This is a genomic window from Roseofilum acuticapitatum BLCC-M154 (assembly GCF_030068475.1).
GTDB lineage: Bacteria > Cyanobacteriota > Cyanobacteriia > Cyanobacteriales > Desertifilaceae > Roseofilum > Roseofilum acuticapitatum.
Genome location: NZ_JAQOSP010000080.1, coordinates 38,234 through 59,731, shown reverse-complemented (window position 1 = coordinate 59,731; position 21,498 = coordinate 38,234). Strand labels below are relative to the sequence as shown.

At 45.4% G+C, this 21,498-nt stretch carries 19 protein-coding genes; 8 read left to right on the top strand and 11 right to left on the bottom strand.

The features are described from left to right. Positions 1-201: 201 nt before the first annotated feature. Genes PMG71_RS11690 through PMG71_RS11680 form a run of 3 tightly spaced genes read right to left on the bottom strand, consistent with a single transcriptional unit; the run spans position 202 to position 2,381 of the window. Positions 202-444, bottom strand: coding sequence for a hypothetical protein (locus PMG71_RS11690; RefSeq protein ID WP_283753865.1), 243 nt, complete (start codon positions 442-444; stop codon positions 202-204). After that, positions 445-1,032, bottom strand: coding sequence for a PIN domain-containing protein (locus tag PMG71_RS11685; RefSeq protein ID WP_488199579.1), 588 nt, complete (start codon positions 1,030-1,032; stop codon positions 445-447). Then, the gene (locus tag PMG71_RS11680; RefSeq protein WP_283753863.1) at positions 1,032-2,381 is read right to left on the bottom strand and encodes a hypothetical protein; all 1,350 of its coding nucleotides are present in this window, start codon (positions 2,379-2,381) and stop codon (positions 1,032-1,034) included. Before PMG71_RS11680 ends, PMG71_RS11685 begins: the two co-directional genes overlap by 1 nt. 180 nt (positions 2,382-2,561) lie before the next feature. Here PMG71_RS11680 and metH point away from each other — a divergent pair, with 180 nt between their 5' ends. From metH to PMG71_RS11665, 3 genes are all read left to right on the top strand, one after another. After that, complete coding sequence (gene metH, locus PMG71_RS11675; RefSeq protein ID WP_347179259.1) at positions 2,562-6,101, top strand: methionine synthase; 3,540 nt, start codon at positions 2,562-2,564, stop codon at positions 6,099-6,101. Between the two features lie 108 nt (positions 6,102-6,209). After that, entirely contained in the window at positions 6,210-6,452 is a 243-nt protein-coding gene (locus PMG71_RS11670; RefSeq protein WP_283753861.1) for a DUF2281 domain-containing protein, read from the top strand. Further along, positions 6,449-6,871, top strand: coding sequence for a type II toxin-antitoxin system VapC family toxin (locus tag PMG71_RS11665; protein WP_283753860.1), 423 nt, complete (start codon positions 6,449-6,451; stop codon positions 6,869-6,871). Before PMG71_RS11670 ends, PMG71_RS11665 begins: the two co-directional genes overlap by 4 nt. 111 nt (positions 6,872-6,982) lie before the next feature. Here PMG71_RS11665 and PMG71_RS11660 read toward each other — a convergent pair whose 3' ends face one another. Then, a complete protein-coding gene (locus PMG71_RS11660; RefSeq protein WP_283753859.1) occupies positions 6,983-7,420 on the bottom strand; it encodes a hypothetical protein in 438 nt (145 codons plus the stop codon). Positions 7,421-7,572: 152 nt separating this feature from the next. On the opposite strand from PMG71_RS11660, the gene PMG71_RS11655 reads away from it, so the two are divergent. From PMG71_RS11655 to PMG71_RS11635, 5 genes are all read left to right on the top strand, one after another. Further along, entirely contained in the window at positions 7,573-10,020 is a 2,448-nt protein-coding gene (locus tag PMG71_RS11655) for a helix-turn-helix domain-containing protein (protein ID WP_283753858.1), read from the top strand. Between the two features lie 52 nt (positions 10,021-10,072). Further along, positions 10,073-10,354 carry a hypothetical protein gene (locus PMG71_RS11650; RefSeq protein WP_283753857.1) on the top strand — a complete coding sequence of 94 codons (282 nt, stop codon included), beginning with the start codon at positions 10,073-10,075 and terminating at the stop codon, positions 10,352-10,354. A gap of 9 nt (positions 10,355-10,363) precedes the next feature. After that, positions 10,364-10,801 (top strand): HNH endonuclease, encoded by a 438-nt coding sequence (locus PMG71_RS11645; protein WP_283753856.1) that lies wholly within the window; start codon positions 10,364-10,366, stop codon positions 10,799-10,801. 163 nt (positions 10,802-10,964) lie between these two features. After that, entirely contained in the window at positions 10,965-11,189 is a 225-nt protein-coding gene (locus PMG71_RS11640; protein ID WP_283753855.1) for a hypothetical protein, read from the top strand. Between the two features lie 89 nt (positions 11,190-11,278). After that, a complete protein-coding gene (locus PMG71_RS11635; RefSeq protein WP_283753854.1) occupies positions 11,279-12,007 on the top strand; it encodes a Bax inhibitor-1/YccA family protein in 729 nt (242 codons plus the stop codon). A 286-nt stretch (positions 12,008-12,293) separates the two neighbouring features. On the opposite strand, the gene PMG71_RS11630 is transcribed toward PMG71_RS11635, so the two are convergent. The 7 genes from PMG71_RS11630 to PMG71_RS11600 form a co-directional block, all read right to left on the bottom strand. Further along, positions 12,294-12,542, bottom strand: a complete 249-nt coding sequence (locus tag PMG71_RS11630; RefSeq protein WP_283753853.1) for a hypothetical protein — start codon at positions 12,540-12,542, stop codon at positions 12,294-12,296. A gap of 73 nt (positions 12,543-12,615) precedes the next feature. After that, the gene (locus PMG71_RS11625) at positions 12,616-13,272 is read right to left on the bottom strand and encodes an NAD(P)H-dependent oxidoreductase (protein ID WP_283753852.1); all 657 of its coding nucleotides are present in this window, start codon (positions 13,270-13,272) and stop codon (positions 12,616-12,618) included. Positions 13,273-13,334: 62 nt separating this feature from the next. Beyond that, a complete protein-coding gene (gene tatC, locus PMG71_RS11620) occupies positions 13,335-14,096 on the bottom strand; it encodes a twin-arginine translocase subunit TatC (RefSeq protein WP_283753851.1) in 762 nt (253 codons plus the stop codon). Between the two features lie 145 nt (positions 14,097-14,241). Next, complete coding sequence (locus tag PMG71_RS11615) at positions 14,242-14,973, bottom strand: GNAT family N-acetyltransferase (RefSeq protein ID WP_283753850.1); 732 nt, start codon at positions 14,971-14,973, stop codon at positions 14,242-14,244. Positions 14,974-15,219: 246 nt separating this feature from the next. Continuing rightward, a complete protein-coding gene (locus tag PMG71_RS11610) occupies positions 15,220-16,038 on the bottom strand; it encodes a sulfotransferase (RefSeq protein WP_283753849.1) in 819 nt (272 codons plus the stop codon). An 18-nt stretch (positions 16,039-16,056) separates the two neighbouring features. Further along, positions 16,057-16,518 (bottom strand): DUF29 domain-containing protein, encoded by a 462-nt coding sequence (locus PMG71_RS11605; RefSeq protein WP_283753848.1) that lies wholly within the window; start codon positions 16,516-16,518, stop codon positions 16,057-16,059. A gap of 401 nt (positions 16,519-16,919) precedes the next feature. Beyond that, a complete protein-coding gene (locus tag PMG71_RS11600; protein WP_283753847.1) occupies positions 16,920-21,068 on the bottom strand; it encodes a putative Ig domain-containing protein in 4,149 nt (1,382 codons plus the stop codon). Positions 21,069-21,498 lie beyond the last annotated feature (430 nt).

Here is a 21,498-nt window from a genome sequence, read left to right as displayed (position 1 = left end):
TGTCATGAAAAGATAGTTATGCTATGATATCAAGTCCAGTTAATTGGTTAAGAAGCGGGCAAGATGCCCGCACTCCTCGAATTCTTTGATATGACTGGAGTGGGAGCATCTTGCTCCCTGGATTTTTAATTAGGGTATTTCCGCTTCGCGGACATGAATAAGCGAACTTGATATGATTATGATTCAGGACTTTCGCAACACCTAACTAATTGCTGTAATCAGAGTTTTTAATGCGCGGGCGATCGCTTCTTCTTCAGTCGCACAAACACCACTTGATATAGCCTGTTTAATCATTTCTTGAATATCTGGACGGGATAAAATTCGATAAGCCTGACGTTCCGCACTACGCCGTTCTAAAGTAGCCGTCAGCACCATCACATCCTCATGGACATCTTCAGAGGATAATAACTCCGCGTTGGGTTCTGGAACTTGTTTAGTCATCATTTATTTGCCGTAATTTTCTGCTAAAGTTTCAATTAGTCGATCGCTATAAAATGTCCCTTGCTGCTGGCACATTTTCAGCAACTGTCGAATCTCATCTTTTGTTAAAACTCCGTCAAGTCCCGCACGTCCGAGAACACCAGGAAATCCGGTTAAGTTTAACCCCAGTTGACGAGCAACCTGACGTGCGGCTTTCTCATCTAAAAGGATCATAGCAACATCTAGGTTTTTTCGATGCTGCATGAGAACGATCGCTTCCGCTTCCGCCAGATCATCGTGCCAATCTGAATTAGCCGATTTTTGTAATTGAGCAATGCGCTTGGCCACTACTTCTGCCTGTATTTTTTCTGAATTAGTTAGTGCTTCAACAACCACAAATCCCTCAGCAATGAGTTGATTCACTTCATCTATCCAGCCATGAACATTTAGTTCCTCTCGCTCAGATGGGGTAATATAAATTAAGGAAAAGTATCGCTTAAGCAAATCTATTCGGTCACATTGAAAGGCAGAAACCATCGGGCCAGTGTTGGAAACAACATTGATTTTATTGATTTCTGTGGTTTCAAAAATCTTAAGTTGAACCCTCTCCATTACGGACGGGGAAAAGAAGGTAAATCGATCGCCGCAAAAGACTTGCGCTTTTTCGGCTGTCGCAGAGGATACACTAACGGAGAAGGCCAATTGCCTTGGGGGATATTCAGGGGAACTTCCGGTTGCTCCGGTCGGGAAACCTCTTCAGACGAGAGTTCTTCAGCCGGTTGTTCGTCGTCAGCCGTGAATTCAGAAGCCACTGTTTCCTCTGCCGACTCGATAAAATCCTCTTCTATTTCGTCAAATTCAGCACTAAAAGAGGGCGGCTCCGGTTCTAACTCCTCTAGCTCTTCTAACGGTTCTAAGATCGCCTGAACTTGAGCCTCCTCGGAATCCTGGATTACAGGAGTAGGAGATGCTCCTATTTCTGGATTAGGTGATGATAACTCATCCGATTTGAACAGTTTTAAGTGAGGGCGATTTACCGAGGATTGAGCCATCAACTCTGGATCGGGAGTTTCTAAATCCCTCCCCTCGTTTTCCTCTGGTATCGGATTCGGCAGAGGAGTTTCTAATAAAGAATCTTGCCATTGATGAGCTGACCAAGGTTGAATCGCGATCGCTTTAGGCGTTAATCCCTGTTCAATCTTGGCTAATTTGAGATTACCTAGAGAACCAGAGGACTCATTGAGGATCTGTTCGCGATTCGAGGGAGATAATTCTAAACACCGATCTAGAGCATTTTTGAACTGTAGAGTATATCGTTGTTGACGGTGGAGACGAGTTTGTAAATCGAGGCAAAATTTATCCCGTTGACTGAGTTGGGTGGCTTGCTCATGACAGCGTTGTTGGGCGATCGCACAATCTCGTTCGAGTTGAGCCACTTGGGTTTGGCTACTGTCGAGTTGTTCAGTTAAAGTTTGCACTAAAATTTGTTGCCGTTGACCCTTTTGACTCGATTGTTCTAATTCCCGCAAGAGCCGCTTATTTTCTTCCTGGAGGGTATTAATTTCTTCTAGACGCTGGGATAAGAGAGCTTCAGTAGCCGGTTGCCGTTCTTGATAGGTTTGTAGGGCTTGTTGAGAATGGGCGAGGGCACTTTCGAGTTGACTGATGCGATCGAGCAGCGCCACATTCTTATGTAACACTTGCTCCATTTCCTGTTGCAGAGCCTCTAAAACTTCTGGAGCAATCCCTTCATTCACCGACTCTTCGATCTCTTGCCAGTTCAGACTCTCATGGGTAATGGCATCTAGATTTAGCTCTACGGAAACATCCGTAAATTCAGCCAGATGGGTTGGGTTTCCAGTTTCATCCGGTTCGATCGCCGACCGATCGGCGATCGATTCAGGAGTTGGCTCATATTCAGAGGACGAGTAAAGCGGGTTAGGTGTATGCTCTTCATTCATGGGATTGGCCTGAGAATCACGGGGAAAACTAATTACAGGATATCTAACTTTCCCTATTTAATTAAGGTATCAGGAATCAGGAATGGGGGAATCCGTAACTGTTGATTCCCCCATTCCCCCATTCCCCGATCGCCGGTACAATGGGAAAGTATGCTTGTCAACCTTGTCGAAACCGTTCCCATGAATAGTGCCTTCCTGAACCGTCTACACAGTCCAGAACGTCCCGTCATCGTATTCGATGGCGCGATGGGAACCAACCTCCAAGTCCAGAATTTAACCGCAGAGGACTTTGGAGGCCCAGAATATGAAGGATGTAATGAATATTTAATCAAAACCAAACCAGAGGCGATCGCCAAAGTTCACCGTGATTTCCTCAGTGCCGGCTGTGATGTCATTGAAACCGACACCTTTGGCGCAGCCTCCATCGTCCTCGCTGAATATGACCTAGCCGACCAAGCCTACGAACTCAACAAAGCCGCCGCAGAACTGGCCAAAAGCATCGCTGCCGAATTCTCCACCCCAGAAAAACCCCGATTTGTCGCCGGTTCCATGGGGCCAACCACCAAATTACCGACATTAGGCCATATTGATTTTGATACTTTAGAAACGGCCTTTATTGAACAAGCTGAAGGCTTATACGATGGAGGCGTAGACCTCTTTATTATTGAAACTTGTCAAGACGTTCTGCAAATCAAAGCCGCCTTAAACGCCGTAGAAAAAGTCTTTGAACGCAAAGGAGAACGCCGCCCCATCATGGTGTCCATCACCATGGAAGTCATGGGAACCATGCTCGTTGGTTCCGAAATTAGCGCCGCTCTAACCATTCTCGAACCCTACAACATCGATATTTTAGGCCTAAACTGCGCCACCGGCCCCGATCGCATGGCCGACCATATCAAATATCTCTGCGAACATTCCCCCTTCATCGTCTCCTGCATTCCCAACGCCGGACTCCCCGAAAATGTTGGCGGTCATGCCCATTACAAACTCACCCCCATGGAATTACGCATGGCCCTCAATCGGTTTGTTGAAGATTGGGGCGTGCAAATCATTGGCGGATGTTGTGGAACCCGTCCCGATCATATTCAACAATTAGCCGAAATTGGCGCTACCCTCAAACCCAAAGAACGCCATCCCGTCTTTGAACCCTCAGCCGCTTCCATTTATAGCGCCCAACCCTACGATCAAGATAACTCCTTTCTCATTGTCGGTGAGAGACTCAACGCCAGTGGCTCCAAAAAATGCCGCAACCTACTCAACAATGAAGACTGGGATGGCTTAGTTTCTTTAGGTAAAGCCCAAGTCAAAGAAGGGGCCCATATTTTAGATGTGAACGTCGATTATGTGGGTCGAGATGGGGTGCGCGATATGAAGGAACTCGCCTCCCGTTTGGTGAACAATATTACCCTACCTTTAATGTTGGATTCCACCGAGTGGGAAAAAATGGAAGCCGGGTTAAAAGTTGTGGGCGGAAAATGTATCCTAAATTCCACCAACTACGAAGATGGAGAACCCCGCTTTTTGAAAGTCTTAGAACTGGCGAAAAAATACGGCGCGGGTGTGGTTGTGGGAACCATTGATGAGGATGGCATGGCGCGAACGGCTGATAAAAAGTTTGCCATTGCTAAACGGGCTTATGACCAAGCGATCGAGCATGGAATTCCTGCCCATGAAATATTCTTTGATACTTTGGCTCTACCGATTTCTACCGGGATTGAAGAAGACCGAGAAAACGGAAAAGCAACCATAGAGTCGATTCGCCGCATTCGCGCAGAATTGCCCGGATGTCATATTTTACTCGGCGTTTCTAATATTTCCTTCGGCTTAAATGCAGCAGCGCGGATTGTCCTCAATTCCATGTTCTTGCATGAAGCCATGCAAGTGGGATTAGATAGCGCCATTGTCAGTGCCAGCAAGATTTTACCCCTGGCGAAAATTGAACCCGAACATCAAGAGGTCTGCCGCAAACTGATCTACGACCAACGGGAATTTGATGGCGAGATTTGCACCTACGATCCCCTGGCGGAATTGACCCAAATCTTTGCCGGGAAGAAAGCGAAGCGCGATCGCTCCGTGGATGAAAATCTGCCCATTAACGAGCGCCTCAAAAACCATATTATCGATGGCGAGCGCATTGGTTTAGAAGACTCCTTGAAAAAGGCTCTAGAAGAATATCCACCCCTAGAAATTATTAACGTCTTCCTACTCGATGGTATGAAAGTCGTCGGGGACTTATTCGGTTCCGGACAGATGCAACTTCCCTTTGTGTTGCAATCAGCCGAAACCATGAAAGCGGCGGTTGCTTATCTAGAACCGTTCATGGAAAAATCAGAATCGGGCAATAATGCCAAAGGAATCTTTGTGATTGCCACAGTGAAAGGGGATGTCCATGATATCGGTAAGAATTTGGTGGATATTATCCTGTCTAATAACGGTTACAAAGTAGTAAACCTGGGCATTAAACAACCCGTCGATAACATTATTGATGCCTACCGCGAGCATAACGCCGACTGTATCGCCATGAGTGGCTTGCTGGTGAAATCGACAGCATTTATGAAGGATAATTTGGAAACGTTTAACGAGCAAGGAATTACAGTCCCCGTGATTTTGGGGGGAGCGGCTCTAACGCCCAAGTTTGTCTATCAAGATTGTCAAAATGCCTATAAAGGTCGAGTGATTTACGGGAAAGATGCCTTTTCTGACTTGACGTTTATGGATAAGTTGATGCCTGCGAAAGCGGCCAATAATTGGGATGATTTCAAAGGCTTTTTGGATGAAGCTGAGAATGGAAATGGCAATGCAGTCGAGGAGAAGGGAGAAGACACAGCAACAGAAGCCAAATCCTCGGAACCAGAAGTAATTGATACTCGGCGCTCGGAAGCGGTTGAGATTGATATTCCTCGTCCGACTCCTCCCTTCTGGGGCAGTCGGATTTTGCAACCGGAAGATATTCCTTTAGAAGAAGTCTTTTGGTATTTAGATTTGCAAGCGCTGTTTGTGGGGCAATGGCAATTCCGCAAGCCGAAAGAACAATCCCGCGAAGAATATGACGAGTTCTTGCAAGAGACGGTGCATCCCATCTTAGAGGAATGGAAAGAGAAGATTTTAACGGAAAATATCTTGAAGCCCCAAGCGATTTATGGCTATTTTCCAGCCCAGTCGGAAGGCAATACGGTGTTTGTTTATGATGCCGAGGAGATGAAGGGGGGAATGGCGAAAACGGTGCGACATACCTTTGAGTTTCCCCGGCAAAAACGCTCCCGTCGCTTTTGTATTGCGGACTTCTTTGCACCGAAGGAGAGCGGGGTGATGGATGTGTTCCCGATGCACGCGGTAACGGTGGGAGAAGTGGCAACGGAATACGCGCAGAAGTTGTTTGCGGGCGATCGCTATACAGATTATCTTTATTTCCATGGCATGGCGGTGCAAACTGCCGAAGCGATGGCGGAATGGTTGCACGCCAAAATTCGCCGCGAATTAGGCTTTGGAGATGAAGAACCGGATAATGTGCGCGATATGTTCAAACAGCGCTATCACGGTTCCCGCTATAGTTTCGGCTATCCCGCTTGTCCGAATATGGAAGACCAGTATAAGCAATTGGAGCTGCTGGGGAGCGATCGCATTAATATGTACATGGACGAGAGCGATCAAATCTATCCCGAACAATCCACCAGCGCCATTATCACCCACCATCCCGTCTCCAAATACTTCAGCCCATAAGCTACCTGAATCTGAATTGGGGCAATAAAATAGTCTATTGTAGGGGCAGGTTTGAAACCCGCCCCTTGACATCCAAGACAGTATCTACAAAATGTCTCATCCATAACCATGCCTACCCTAGAAACAGCCATCAAAAAAATCCAACAACTGCCCCCTGAGCAATGGCAAAAGGTGATTGAATTCTTAGAATTCTTAGAATACCAATCTAGCCAGCAGCAAAAAACATCTAAAACCCTAGACAATTCTCAAGTGTCATTTGCAGAAGCCGCTCAAGAATTTATCGGTTGTCTCGATAGTGACTTAGAGGATTTGTCCCACAATCCCCAATATTTAGAAGAATTGGGTCAATGAGTACGAAAGTTATTGTAGATACGGGAGCTTTAATTGCTTTTCTCTTGCCAAAAGATAAATTTCACACTTGGGCAGTTACCCAATTCTCAAACATCACCGCCCCCGTTATAACTAACGAAGCTGTGATCACAGAAGCCTGTTTTCTGGCCCGAAGAATTCATCAAGGACAAGCAACGATCTTAAAATTAATTCAACAAGGACATATGGTCATCCCCTTTAGCCTAAACCAAGAGATAGAAGCTGTAAACGATCTTATGCAACGCTATGCTTCAGTGCCCATGTCATTAGCCGATGCCTGTTTAGTGAGAATGAGCGAGATATATGAAGATAGCCAGATTATCACCCTAGATAGTGATTTTCAAATCTATCGGAAACACAGAAACCAAACTATTCCAATCATTATGCCACTCAACAATTAAGAGCTTAGGGTGGGCAAGTTGAAATAATGAGTCGTGAGCGATCGCCAAATCATCTGCCCACCCTACTTGGTTCCTTTGACCTCCTTATAACCAGAAACCCAGTTTCTGAGATTAGTCATCAGTAGGAATAGTGAGCATAAGATTATTTGGGATAATTTCGAGGGCGATCGCACTTTGTTCCAATGCTTTACCCATTGAGTACGAACGCTGTAAAGTTGTGGGTAAATGCTGCTGTAACACATCCCCCGTCATATAAGATTTAACGAGTACAATGGGTTCAGGACACCAGCGATTATTTTTCCGATCAAACCAGTTGCCATCAGAGAGAGAGGCATTATAACCACAATAGGGTTCAATCAGTCCGTGGATATGCGGTTGCGCGGCGGAAAGTTGGGTAGCAGGAACGTGCCAAATCAGCGAATAGCCCAAAGTATGAACAGGGACTTGAGAAGTGGCGATCGCCTTTTCAACCATCGCAGGCAACTGCTCATGATGCACAGACAGAGAATTAGCTGTCATGTTGGCAAGAATCTCTTTAATGTGTTGCATAATCAAGTTCTGAGTTCTACAACTCAAGCATGGCAAGAAGTCTAAGTATTTGTCAGTAGACATTCAGGTAAGATCGTTAAAGATTATTAAACTTACCTTTTCTTACCCTTTCTTGAGATATCCTGGACAAGGATGAGTGAGGCTTTCTGAAAATGAACACATCCTCCAAACCTAGAGGCATCGCAGCAACTCCTGAAGGTATTCAGCGACTAAAAGACGCGAGAAAGGATCGAGGCTTGACCAATGAGAAGATTTCGGAATTGACATATACCAATACCAAATATGGTAATGGAGGTATTAGTAAAAGCTCTGTTGACAATTTTATTACCAAGAATAAAAAAGCAGAACCATTGACAGTACAAAAAATCACTGAAGTGTTAGAACTACAACCTGAAGATGTTGTCGATCCTGAAGAATGGCAGATTGTGTTTAGAGCAGTTAAGCAAGAACGCAAATCCCCCCCAGACACTGAGGTTGTACCTAATCGACTTGCACTCAGTCAGCGTGACGATCATAACTTACCTCCTCAAGCCAATCCCTTCATTGGTCGTCAAGATAAATTATGTAAACTTATGAACCACCTGTCACCAGATTATAGCAAGATTATTCAAGTTGATGGGATTGCAGGAGTAGGAAAAACTGCCTTGGTTCTAGAGGCCGCATATTGCTGCCTTGAGTATAAAGTTTATGGACAAACGCAAAATACGATCGGTCAAAAAGGTGATGTAGGCTGTGAAATCCCTTTATTTGACTTGATTATTTTTGTTTCAGCAAAAGAATCGGAATTGTTAAACGGTAAATCTATTAAAAAGCTCACAGTGTCCAGAACTCTTCAAGAGATTTATCGAACTATAGCTGATGTGTTGGACGATCCAGCAATTATTAATATGGATGTAAACAGCAACAATAATTATATTTCAATCCTCAAAAGATCTTTAAAGAGCAAAGGCAATGTACTGCTAATTGTTGATAATTTGGAGACAATCCAAGAAAAAGATAGAATTTTCGCTTTTTTAGATCCGTTGCCGATTAAGTCTGTGATAACTACTCGCGAGCGCTATGGATATGCACCAATTCGATTAGATGCTTTAACGGAAAAAGAAAGCCTCTTACTTATTGAGCAACAACTTCAAGAAAAAGGTATTACTGATTTAAGTCCAGTACAGAAAAAAACTTTATATAGAGCAACTAAAGGAATTCCACTGGCAATTATTTATAGTATAGGACGTTTAGCCATAGGAAGTGATATAGATGCAATCGTGAACACCTTAGAAATTCAAAGACAAAAGGATTTATTACCTAATCAAGAAGAAGAGTGGGCAAGCTTAGATTTCCAAGATGATGAATTAGTTGCTTTTTGTTTTAAGGAAGCTGTAAGTGATCTTCAAAAGAGAAGCAAGGTAGCTTATTACATACTAATGTCCATTGCTATTTATAAAAGCCCAGCTCCTAAACAAAGTATTCTTTTTGTTGCGGGATTAGAAAATGAGCGATCTAAAATTTTTGATGATGGAATTGAACGTTTACGCCAAGTTTCGATGATCCGACATACCGATGGTCGATATCGGATGTTACCGTTAACAAGAGAGTATGCCCTAGCTGAACTGCAAAAAAATCAAGAATTCAAAAAAAAGGCACTCGATCGATGGGTTGATTGGTATATTCAATTTGCCAAAGAACAATATGAACAATATGAAAACAAGCCTGAGAGATTTAAGATAGGTTATAAAGAAATTGAGAAAGAATGGACTAATATAGTTGGTGTTTTGCTTTTTTGTAAAGATGATAATCGTTATGAACAGTTGAAAGAAATTTGGTCATATCTCAATAATTATGCAAACTTGCGTGGTCGTTGGAAAGATAGATTGTCTTGGCTGAGTTATCTCAGTGAAAGGTCTTTGATTAAAGAAGATTACTCAACGGCTGTTAATATTCTATCTCGTCGAGGACGAACCTTACTATTAATGGGAAAACCTGAACAATTGCAAGAAGCAGAAGAACTATTATTGAAAGCTTGGGATTTACGTCAGCATAGCAACTTTGAAGATTTAGATTATTTACTTAATCATTTGGCCGGATTGTATAATCGCCTAGAAAAATATGAAGAAGCTCATGGTTGGCTCGATATTGAACAACAAAATTTAGACGAAAACTTGAAGTTATCCGATCAACAAAAGCTGAAGTACCAAATCTACATTGATCGTGAACGAGCAGAATTACTGTTTATGCAAAAACGATATGACGAATCAAAATTGGTATGTGAAAAAGTTATTGAAAGTACCAGTAAAATAGTAACAGGTTCACGGAATGCTAATTATGTCAAAAGAATTTTAGCTGAGATTGCCATCAATGACCGCAAATTAGAATATGCAGAAAAGTTATTAGAAACTGTTGCTGAAGAAGTCGAAGATAATAAGGATAAAAGGCGAATTGCTTACTGTGCAGTTTCTCAGGCGAAGTTAGAACAAGCAAGAAATAACTTTACTAAAGCATTAGAATATATTGAAAACGCTATAAACCATTTTAAGGATTTAGGAATGATGAGGGATCATCAGCAAGCTTTCTCTATATCCGAAGAAATTCGCGCTCAACGTAATTAGCGATCTGAACAGCAAACACTACCTAAAACTAGACTAATGAAACCAAGAAATCATGATATCATCCAATTCTACCCTACCCCCTTTAAACGCTTTACCCGCTTCCCTACCCCTAGAGGGAGCCGTCCGAATTGAGTTACAATCTGGAATTCCTATTTTTCGAGCGTCAGGAAATGTACAATCTCGGATCGAGAGTCTCTTAGATAAGCAAAAGTTTGAAGGTTTAACTGAGTTAGAAGAACAGGAGTTAGATGCTTATGAAGAAGTTGATGATTATTTGAGCTTTGTGAATCGCACAATTCGCAATCTGGCGCTGTCTTCTAGTCCTCAATCTTAAAAGTTGATCATGTCTCGTCCTTGGATTTCTGAACAGATACAGGTGGAAGTCAGACAACGGGCTAAAGGCTTGTGTGAATACTGTCATGCTTCAGAACAGTGGCAATATGTTCGGTTTACCATCGATCACGTTGTTCCCCTGGCTGAAGGTGGTTCTAATGACCTGAATAACCTGGCTCTGGCCTGTTTTCACTGCAACCGTCGCAAGGGTCGCTCTCAAGCTGCGATCGATCCTCAATCGGGGGAAAGCGTTGCATTATATAATCCAAGGTGCGATCAGTGGCGGCAACATTTCCGTTGGTCTGACGATTGTTTACAACTTATTGGTATGACTCCCACTGGACGAGCTACTATTGAGGCATTAGCCTTGAATCGAGAACGAATTTTAGGTATTCGAGCAGCAGATTATGAAATTGGGCGACATCCACCACCAGAAGATGTTAGTTGACCCCAATTAACCCGCCACTAGAAGCAGTTCCTCCCCAAACCAGTTGAGCCAGACGTTGCCGAGTTATTGTCCGTCACCTTCCCAAAAGTCCTACCTAAATATCCGGAAGGAACCCTAAGCCCTTTGCAGGAGACAAGTATATAAGGGTTGAGGACTTCTACTTATGCCTCCAAAAACTTGTTTGACCGATTGTTCCCAAAATTATTGTCCTTTTGTACAAGATCCCAGAAACCCCCGTCGCTACGTTTGCTTGAAATGTGGATTAGAGCGATCTTTGGATCGGCACGATCGCCATTACGATCGCCATTATCAAGATTATGAAGGCGATCGCCCCTCCGCCCTCATCCTTGCCCTGATGACCGTCATTGTCCTGCTGATCTTGATTTAGATTAAACAAACTGGGTGATTTGTGGAAACTCTACAGAGCTTTGCGCCACAATAGAAGATATAGCGTTGTGACGTTTGACTTAAACACCCATGAGTAACAGTTCTAACTTTCTTAATGACATTCGCGAAGCAAAGGGACAACTCGTTGTTGGCCCCAATGTAATACCTAACGCCCTTCCCTATGTCGGCGGAGGTCTAGTTTTAACCGCCCTCGGAACCTATGGTGGCTTAACCGTCATCAACACGAACCCCGGTATCTTCATGCCCAGCTTTATTGCGGCCATGATTGCTGAGTTAGTGCTTTTCTTTATCGCTAGAGGAGTGGCAGAAAAAGCCAATAACAGCACCGCTCTCCCCTTGTTGGCAACCTATAGCCTACTGTCGGGTTATACCCTGAGTGGCTTAGTTTACGTTGCCCTAGGGACTGATGGGGTCGGAATACAAGGCATTGCTTTTGCGGCTCTCGGTTGTGGTGTGGCTTTTGTCCTTGCTCGCCAAATTGGATCGAATCTCTCTGAGCAAGATGGCTTGGCTCTGACTCAAACCATTCAAATGGCCTTAGTTGCCTTTGTCGTGGTGATTTTAGCCCAATTTATCTTTGCTCTGTTTGGCGTTTATACCCCCAACTGGCTAGAAATTGCTATTTCCGGTTTTGGGGTTTTCCTCTTCTGTGGGGTTGCGGTGGTGGATTTCTTTATTCTCCCCCGTACCTATCAAGATGAACAATATCTATCAGCAGCTTTGTCGATGTACCTGACATACATTAATTTGTTTGTCTTTATCTTGCGCCTGCTGATTGCTATTTTTGGCCGAGATTAAGGGATTCCCTTTGAATGGTAGGGTGTGTTAGCGACAGCGTAACGCACCCTATAATATCAAGTTCGCTTATTCATGTCCGCGAAGCGGAAATACCCTAATTAAAAATCCAGGGAGCAAGATGCTCCCACTCCAGTCATATCAAGGGATTATAGGAGTGCGGGCATCTTGCCCGCTTCTTAACAAATTTTCGTGTCCGCTTGCGGAAACCGGACTTGATATAACTGTTCAATGATCTACCCCATAGAAGCGAAAACCACGGTAAAGTTTCGCCCTAGGGAATCAGCAATCAAAAATATTCTTTTTTCTTTTTCTTTTTCTTGCTGATGAAGTTTTCTTGAATGAATTTATAGCCTTTTATGCCTTGTTCGAGTAAATTGGCCACTTCTTCATCACTTAAGCCGTTTTTCCTGGCTTTATAGATTAAGTCCGCGATTTCTTTATCAGTTAAACTATTAGTGGCAATTTTTTCAAGAGTCAAGAAGCTTTTTTTAAAGGTCTTCCTGGCTTTTTTGGGATTTAGCAGGTCATCTAGCATGAAGGTTGGTTTAAGAGAGAATGAATCTTGAGCGATGGTCGGGGCAATTCATCAAATTGCCCCTAGAGAACTATTAAATATACTCTACAATTTCTTCGGTGGGATAGCGAACTTTGGGCAGTTCACTGTATTTATCGTCTTCTGCGCGATATCCTACGGGACAGAGGAGTACACTGTGATAGCCTTTGTCGGTTAATCCCAAAATTTCATCGTATTTATCGGGAATGAAGCCTTCCATGGGACAAGCGTCTATACCGAGCATGGCAGCAGTGGTCATGAGTTGACCGAGGGCGATGTAGACTTGGCGGGTTGACCAGTCGTTGACGTTGAATTGATCGGGCGATCGCCCAATAAACCCCTTCATCATACTCCCAAATCCTTCTAGCTGCTCTGGGGTGGTATTTCGCACTTGGGCCATGTATTGAATATAGCGATCGACTTCCGCTACACCAAAGTCTTTTTTGATCGCTAAGACGACTAAATGGGAGGCTTCAACGACTTGGGTTTGGCCCCAGGAATGCTCGACTAACTGCTGGCGCAGGGGGGAGTCGGTGAGGACAAAAAATTTCCAGGGTTGCAGTCCGAAGGAAGAGGGAGTCAGGACTAAACTTTGTTCTAGGACGTTCCATACCGCATCGGGAATTTTACGGGTGGGATCGAATTTTTTGGTGGCATAGCGCCACTGGAGTTGATGGAGGACAGTATCAGGAGAGGGGGTGTCTAGAGTCATAGAGGTTTTCTCAAGAAAGTTTAGTGGGGATGCGATCGCCCTAAATTATTCTAAAGTAAGGCTTAACGACCGATCGCCTTAACTAACCCCACTCCCCCAAAATATAGCCCTAAAACGGCTCCCGCGAGTAAACTTTGGGTTACCGGATCGGTGGATGGGGTGAGAATCGCACCGAGCAACACCCCACCCATCACCACATAGCGCCATCCGGCCAGCATTTGTTGGGATGAAACCAATCCTAAGACACTCAACAGCACTTGTATCACGGGGACTTGAAAGGCTAATCCGGTGCTAAACATCAGCAGCAGCACAAACTCAAAATAGCGGTCAATTGACCAGGCTTGCTCGACGACTTCCGCGCCATAGGTGATAAAAAAGTTCAGTGCTGCGGGAATTAACACCATTTGGGCAAAGAGTAATCCGGCTAAAAATAAGACACTCGATCCGACTACCACGGGAAGCACTAAGCGCCGTTCTCTGCGCGTCAGTCCGGGTAAAATAAATTGGATAATCTGATAGAGAATCGCGGGAGTGGCGAGAATGATACCGCTATAGCCGGCTACTTTCAGGGAAACAAAGAAGTATTCTCCCGGAGCCAATTGTAAAAAATTTACATCTCCTGCGGGAATTTCCAGGAATTGGACAATGGGTTTGACCAGTAGAAAACAGCCTACCACGGCGATCGCCACCGCAATCAGCGCATAGAAAAACCGTTGCCGCAGCTCTTCCAAATGGTCAAACAACGACATTTCAACATCATTAGGCAATTCATCCAGAGGGTCTACAGTCAGATCTTCCGTTGGCGTTTGGCTCTCTACAGTCATGAATTAACAATGAACAATGAACAATGAAAAGCAATCTAGTTCAGATCTCGTAGGGTGCGTTAGCGAAAGCGTAACGCACCCACACCTATCTCTCTTCATCGTACACCCAGAGTTCCAGAACGGCGATCTCCTCAGTAGATTTAAGTTAATTGGGATGTGGGATCAATGCTCCTGATTTGACCCAAGTTGGGGCAGTACGCAACCGTTCACACTCAGGAATCTTGGATAAATCAGGAGGAGGTAAAGGCGCTGTTAAAGGTTGAGTAATATCGCGCCCGATTAAGCGTTTAGATAAGCGAGCGAGTCGAGAGTGTTGACGCATTTGAGTTTGATTCATCCCAAAAATATGCATATCCACATACTCTTTGCTAACCGGATCGTATAAATCTTCTTTCATGATGCCTTCGAGTTGGAAGCCTCCGGCTGTTAATGCAGCATGGGCAGGATGGTTATACCCATAGGAGTAGGCATATAAACGATGTAAATTATAGGTGTTAAATACCAAATCCATCATTAACAAACAAGCTTCTGTACCATTACTAATCGAGCGATGTTCCTGCTCAAAGATCCCAACTAATAATTCTGCTTTTCGATGCAATGGCGAATAACATGCGGCCGCAATAATGCCGATCGCCCCATGAGTCTTGTGAATGATCAAGCATTCGAGGTAACCGGTTTGGGCAGGGCTAGAGCGCGATCGCTCAATCAGTCTTTCTCGCACTTCCTCTACACTGTCTGCGAGATCGTTCAGGCGAACTAAGCGCATAAACTCGTAGCGTGAGTACATTTTTTCAAACAGCAAAGGAGCATCACTGGGTTGGGTTCGCCTCAAAGTCAGAGACCGTCCTTGGTGGAGAATTAGTGATTTAAGATCCATAATCATTTTTCGGGGTAGGGGCGGGTTCACCCAAATCTTCGATGGAATACAGTATTTTTCGCTGTTCTGCGGTACATTTTGATCCCCCTTTCATGTCCGCTTGCGGAAAATCCCCCTTAAAAAGGGGGAGTTTTACTGCCCCCCTTTTTAAGGGGGGTTGGGGGGATCGAGATGTACCGCATAGAGAAAGAAAACTGCTATAACGATCGCTTTTGTAAACCCGCCCTCCATAACATTAATAAACTGTTATAACAAACCCGGATAAAATAAACGATAAAACCAACTGAAATTTTGTTTAATCATCACTTCAAACCGGTTGGGCAGAGGATAGTGAGGTAGAGGGCGATCGCCATCATAGGCTTCTTCACCATACTTACTGAACCGCTCTGGAGACCTCGACAACAGCGCAGAACCCCCTAAATCAGGGGAAATGGGGGCAAGGTCTAACCATTTGACCAGATCCGTCAACACCTCTTCAGGATCGCTCATTAAATGCTCGTACACCACATAAAAGAGCCGTTGTTGCAACGTTTCTTCTAAGTCTTGCACTTGCTCTAAAGCACTCAGAAAAGAACCGATTCGACCGGAAGCAGAAAACAGTTGTTTAGCGCGTTCAGTGCGCGAGAGATCGGTGATTTTCTCTGGAAAATCTAACAACAGAGTCTTCTGATGCTGGCGTTCAATGGTGGCATACACTTGTCCTAATTCTCGCACACAGACCACCATTTTACAATTAGGATCGAGTAAATAGATTAAGTCTAAATGTTGCAGCCATTGGGGATGAAAATCAACGATCCAAGGCTCAGACACTTGGGAGTACCAACCCTGGATAAAGCCTTGGATACCGTGGTGCGATCGCCCCATTGTCCCCTGAAAATCCTGGCTCAACAAGTCCTTAACATGGGAATGAGTAGAAATAAACGACCGGAAATTAACAACTAGATCGCACAGGGGAGAAGCGCTTAAGTCACTATACACCTCTGGGTGCTGATTCAACAGTTGGCTCAAAAACCTCCCTCCAGAGCAAGGGAGTCCAGTCAGATAGAGAAAATGGAGGTTAGTCATAATCCAAGAACAATTGTTTTAGGGTAGCCAATTTTCATCCAAAGCCTCCTCTAAGGTAAACTCAGGAGAATCGGGAATCAGTCCTTCATCCAACTCGCTCGCTTTCAGAAAGAGCTTTCTTCCATTTCGATACTGCTTAACAAAATTCTCCTCTAAAAATAGTTTCAGACTTGGACTACTGTCCAATTCTTCTGCAATTTCAATCCGAAAATTGGTGATTTCCGTATTCCAGCCTCGCAAGCATCGTTCTCGCTCTGCATCCCAATACTGAATCTTGAGCAGATGTTCGCAAAGTCGCATTAAATAGCTAGAAATGGCTCGTTTCTCCCGTTTCCCCAAACTTTCTAACTCCTCAATCAAATGTTCGAGATCGACGGCTTCCATATCATTACATTGCAACTGAGCCACCGTTGTCTCTAGCCAAAGGTAATAATCTTTTTCATATAAAAATGACAACTGTATCTTAACTTGAGAATCCATTCCATCCAACCTCAAAATCAAGATGAACAATTCCCCCTTAAAAAGGGGGATTAAGGGCAATCTTACACCACAAACACCTCCGCCGTTACCGCATTCGCACTAACCCCAGATCGTTATGAGGAGTGCGGGCATCTTGCCCGCTTCTTAACCAATTAAGGGCAGTGCCCACCTTACACATTAAAAATCCAGGGAGCAAGATGCTCCCACTCCAGTCATATCACAGAATTCGAGGAGTGCGGGCATCTTGCCCACTTCTTAACCAATTAAGGGCAGTGCCCACCTTACACATTAAAAATCCAGGGAGCAAGATGCTCCCACTCCAGTCATATCACAGAATTCGAGGAGTGCGGGCATCTTGCCCGCTTCTTAACCAATTAAGCGGACTTGATATGACTCCCCAGCTATACTCCAAACACCGCCGCCGTTATCCCATCGGCAGAAACCCCCGTCAACGTCACCAACAACTCATTGCTGGCACTGACGCGAATCTGAGTTTCCACGCCCGAACTCCCCGTCACTTGAGTAACCGTTAAATCCCTAAAGGTCAGGGGATTCATCAAGTACAACACATCCTCACCAATGGCGAAATCCGTTATGACATCGGAGCCATGACCAGTTCCCAGGACAAACTGATCCGCCCCTGCACCGCCAGACAAGGTATCATTTCCCAGATCCCCGGAGACCGTATCATTACCTGCACCGCCAGAAATTTGGTCATTGCCTTGACCGCCGTGGGCCAGGTCATTACCCTCACCACCCGCTACTAGGTCATTTCCCATACCACCGAGCAGGGTATCATTACCCAAGTCACCGCCTAGGGTATCATCCCCCAAATCGCCGCAAACCCAGTCATCATCTTGACCACCCCGTACTAAGTCGTTCCCTTGTCCCGCGTGGATGGTATCCTTTCCGGCATTGCCATGCAGGACATCTTCTCCTTGATTGCCGAGCAGGTAATCCGCACCACCACCCCCAAATGAGGTATCATTGCCCACGCCACCCGTTAGGATGTTGGCGCTCGCATCTCCCAAAATCAAGTCGTGGGGAGGGGGGCTGTTGAGGGTGACGGCGTAGTTTAAAGTGTTGATTAAGGCTTCTAAGGCTTCCGGGTTAAACAGGGTGGAAGCCTGTACTGGTGTGGACTCTGGCGCTACTGGGTCGGTAAAGGGTTGAGTCGAGTTAGTGGCAAATGTGGTATTTTCCGTGAGGACGGAACCATTGATGGTGGCAGCGCTCACTTGGCTGGTGAGAGCTGCACCCGTATTTTCTGCCACCACTTCGCTGAAGGATTTTGTGCCACTGAAGGCGGCAGTTAGGTCTTCCGTGACGCTGGTTTGGGACACTTTTTGGGCTTGGAAGATACCATCAGTGGTGGTTGCCGTCAGGATTTGCTCGTTGCTGGCAGCGATAACTTGGGCTAGTTGTGCCGAGTTGTTCGTCACTTGGTCTAGGTTTAAGCTATCGTCCAACTCCGTCAGAGTGCTGGCGGTGGTATTGACCAGGCTTTGAATGGCGCTAGAGTCGCTCAGGTTTACACTACCCGATTGTACAAGCTTGGCCAAGTTAGCTGTCACTTCAGCGTCTAAGGTATTGCCACCGATACCGAGACTCGTCCCTATGGCGTTGCTCACTTGGCTAACTAGAGTTTGCACCGCTACTTGGGCAGCTAAGACCGCTTGCGCTGCGCTCGAACCCCCTTGGGCGATGGGGTCGAAAGTGGAGAGGTCGATATTACTGGGCAGTCCCAGGGCGGTTTTCACCTGAGTTTGTGCTGCTTCTGGGGTGAGTCCGGTATCTACGAGACTCGCGACGAGAGTTGTTAGCGGAGTCACCACAGTGGAACCGGGAACGGCTCGCAATGTGCCGGTAAAGGCTTGGCCGGTGATGGCATCAGTTCCGCCAACCACCACATATTGTCCTTCGTCGGGGTCGAGAGTGCCATTGCCATTGAGGTCGAAGTTGGCGGAGATATCCAGGGTGAAATTACCCGCCGCGTCGGTGGTTGCACCGGGTTCGTTGCTGTCTTGGATGCCGTTGAAGTTGGTGTCGAGGAAGGCAGTGGCTCCAGAGATGGGGCCGTCTTGGGCGTTGGCTTGGATAGTTTGGGCAATGGCTTCGGGGGTGACCGTTAAGGTAAAAGTTTCTTGCCCTCCTGCCCAGTCCGGATCTACTGCCATTACTGCAATCGAGTGAGTTCCCACTGCTGCCTGGGTTGGCGTAGCACTGAACGTACTGCCATTCAAATTTAGCCATTCCGGTCTATTATAATGGGGATAGCCCGCAAAGCTGTAGTATGTTATCGGATCGCCTTCAGGATCGCTGAAAAAGGAAGACACATCTAAACTGAACTCACTCCCTTGAGCTACGGTTTGGTCAGGGATGGGCTGAATCAGAACCGGAGCGTCGTTGACGTTAGTGACAGTTACCTTAAACGTCTGACGAGTGGTTAGCTTACCATCACTAGCCGCTATAGTTACCTCCTGCTCTCCCACTTGGTCATTGCTGGCTATACCGGAGATAATCCAACTGTTTTCATCGAACGCCCACCCATCGGGTAAGACCTCGGCACTGTAGGTTAACTGCTCTCCCTCCGGATCGCTGAAATATGAGTTAAGATCGCCAAGATCCGAATCAAAATAGCCTTGCCGTATAGTCTGGTCAGGAATTTCCTTGATTACAATGGGAGCATCATTGATGTTATTTACAGTTAACAGAAAAGCTCCTGTCACTCCTTTCCAGTCCGGATCTACTGCTGTTACTTCAATCGAGTGAGTTCCCACTGCTGCCTGGGTTGGCGTAGCACTGAACGTACTGCCATTCAAATTTAGCCATTCCGGTCTATTCCAGCCCGCAAAGCTGTAGTATGTTATCGGATCGCCGTCAGGATCGCTGAAAAAGGAAGACACATCTAAACTGAACTCACTCCCTTGAGCTACGGTTTGGTCAGGGATGGGCTGAATCAGAACCACAGGATCGTTGACGTTCTGATTTACAGTTAACTTAAACGTATCCTCAACGGTTTGCTGACTATCATCAGCCGTTACCTTAATCTCCAGCGCTCCCACACCTGTGGCTGTCCCGCTAAACTGACTGCCATTGAAGTTCAACCAACTGGGTAAGGCTGCACCATTGGCTAAAGTAGCACTATAGGTTAACTCATCTCCATCAGCATCACTGAAATTTGCGGCAATATCAAGGGTAAATTGATGGTCTTCATCTACAGTTTGGTCAGCTATCTGAGTCTGGACAACTGGTGCAGCATTCGTAATAACTTCCGTAATGCCCAAACTATAAGCCGTCGTCGCATCCGGAGTCGCACCCACCGTCGTGTCATCCACTTCCACCGTCACGTCATAACTAGACTGGGTAGCAAAATCCAGAACTGTCCCCGCTTTCAAATAGAGTTCAGAACCACTAATTTCAAAGCTACCGGCATCCGCACCACTTAAACTGAGGGTGTTGGTTCCCAGTCCATCATCAGTAATGGCAATATCAGCCACTTTTATGGCGCTGGTGGTGTTGGTGTCTTCGGGTAAACTGGTGGTGGAATTGTTCAGAGCTACGGCAGTCGGTGCAGCATTCGTAATAACTACCGTAATGCCCAAACTATAAGCAGTAGTCGCATCCGGAGTCGCACCCACCGTCGTGTCATCCACTTCCACCGTCACGTCATAACTAGACTTCGTAGCAAAATCCAGAACTGTCCCCGCTTTCAGATAGAGTTCAGAACCACTAATTTCAAAGCTACCGGCATCCGCACCACTTAAACTAAGGGTGTTGGTTCCCAGTCCATCATCAGTGATGGCAATATCAGCCACTTTTATGGCGCTAGTAGTGTTGGTGTCTTCGGGTAAACTGGTGGTGGAATTGTTCAGATTGACCGCAGTCGGTGCTTGGTTAAGCGTTTCTCCAGTTGCGCCAAAAAAGGCTAACTGCCCCGTAGCTGTAGAATTGGTGACCTGAACCGTGAGATTTTGTAGGGTTTTGGCTGAATTGGCCGTAAATCTGGCTCCAAACAAGGCAGGGTCATCGGCATCATCAAACCCCGTGCCATCTGTAAAACTACGGTCTAGACCATCGGCGAGATAATAGAGGGTTTCCGATTCAGTAATCTCGTTATACCAGTCGGGAACCGTTGCTATCGAGCTAACTGTTGATGAGCCATCTGTATAGTTAAATGTAACCTTTACATCGCTACTGCCTTCCGTGGACATCAGGGCTAGATGCACATAGTTATACTGTCCTTGAGTGACGGGAACATTGAAGGTTGTGCCACTCGTTTGGCCGATAATCAAACGGGCATTATTACCATTATTGGCATTACTGTAATTGAGGTTAATGGTGGGATGATAGCTGTTAGCGGCAAAGGAACCATCATCCGGCAGTCCATTACCCCAGGTGGGATCTTTATATTGGGCAAAAGACTGGGTAACGGCGGCATAATTGGAGCCATCAATTTGAGTTTGAGTGGTATCGGTTGTGCCACTGGTATAGTTAACGATTACATCACTATCAAATGCTGAGGTTACGTTAAAGTCGGTAGTTGCCATAGTTATGGAGACTCTGGTCTCAAGAAGGGTTAAGAGGCAGAGAGAACTGAGCTGTATGGGGAGATGCTTAAGAAATAATAACTTTTGAGTAATTTTCTCGGAATAGATTTTTTTAGGAATTACAACTCTAGAACTCTGCCTATTATCACCATAAACTGATAGAGAGGGATTTGAGAAGAGTATAATTACTGATTGAAACTCCTGAGAATTTTGTCGTTTTATTATCGATATGCTAGGCAAAAACTACTGACTCACTCTCTAGACAGGATAAAGTTTTCATGAAGTCTTCATAAATATAGCAATTCTAAATGAGTTATAAATCATTGCCCCTCATCCCCCTACCCCCTTCTCCCACAGGAGAAGGGGGAAAAAGTCAAGAATCCCACGGGAGAGGGATATTCCTGCGGACATGAAAGGGAGAGGGCATTTC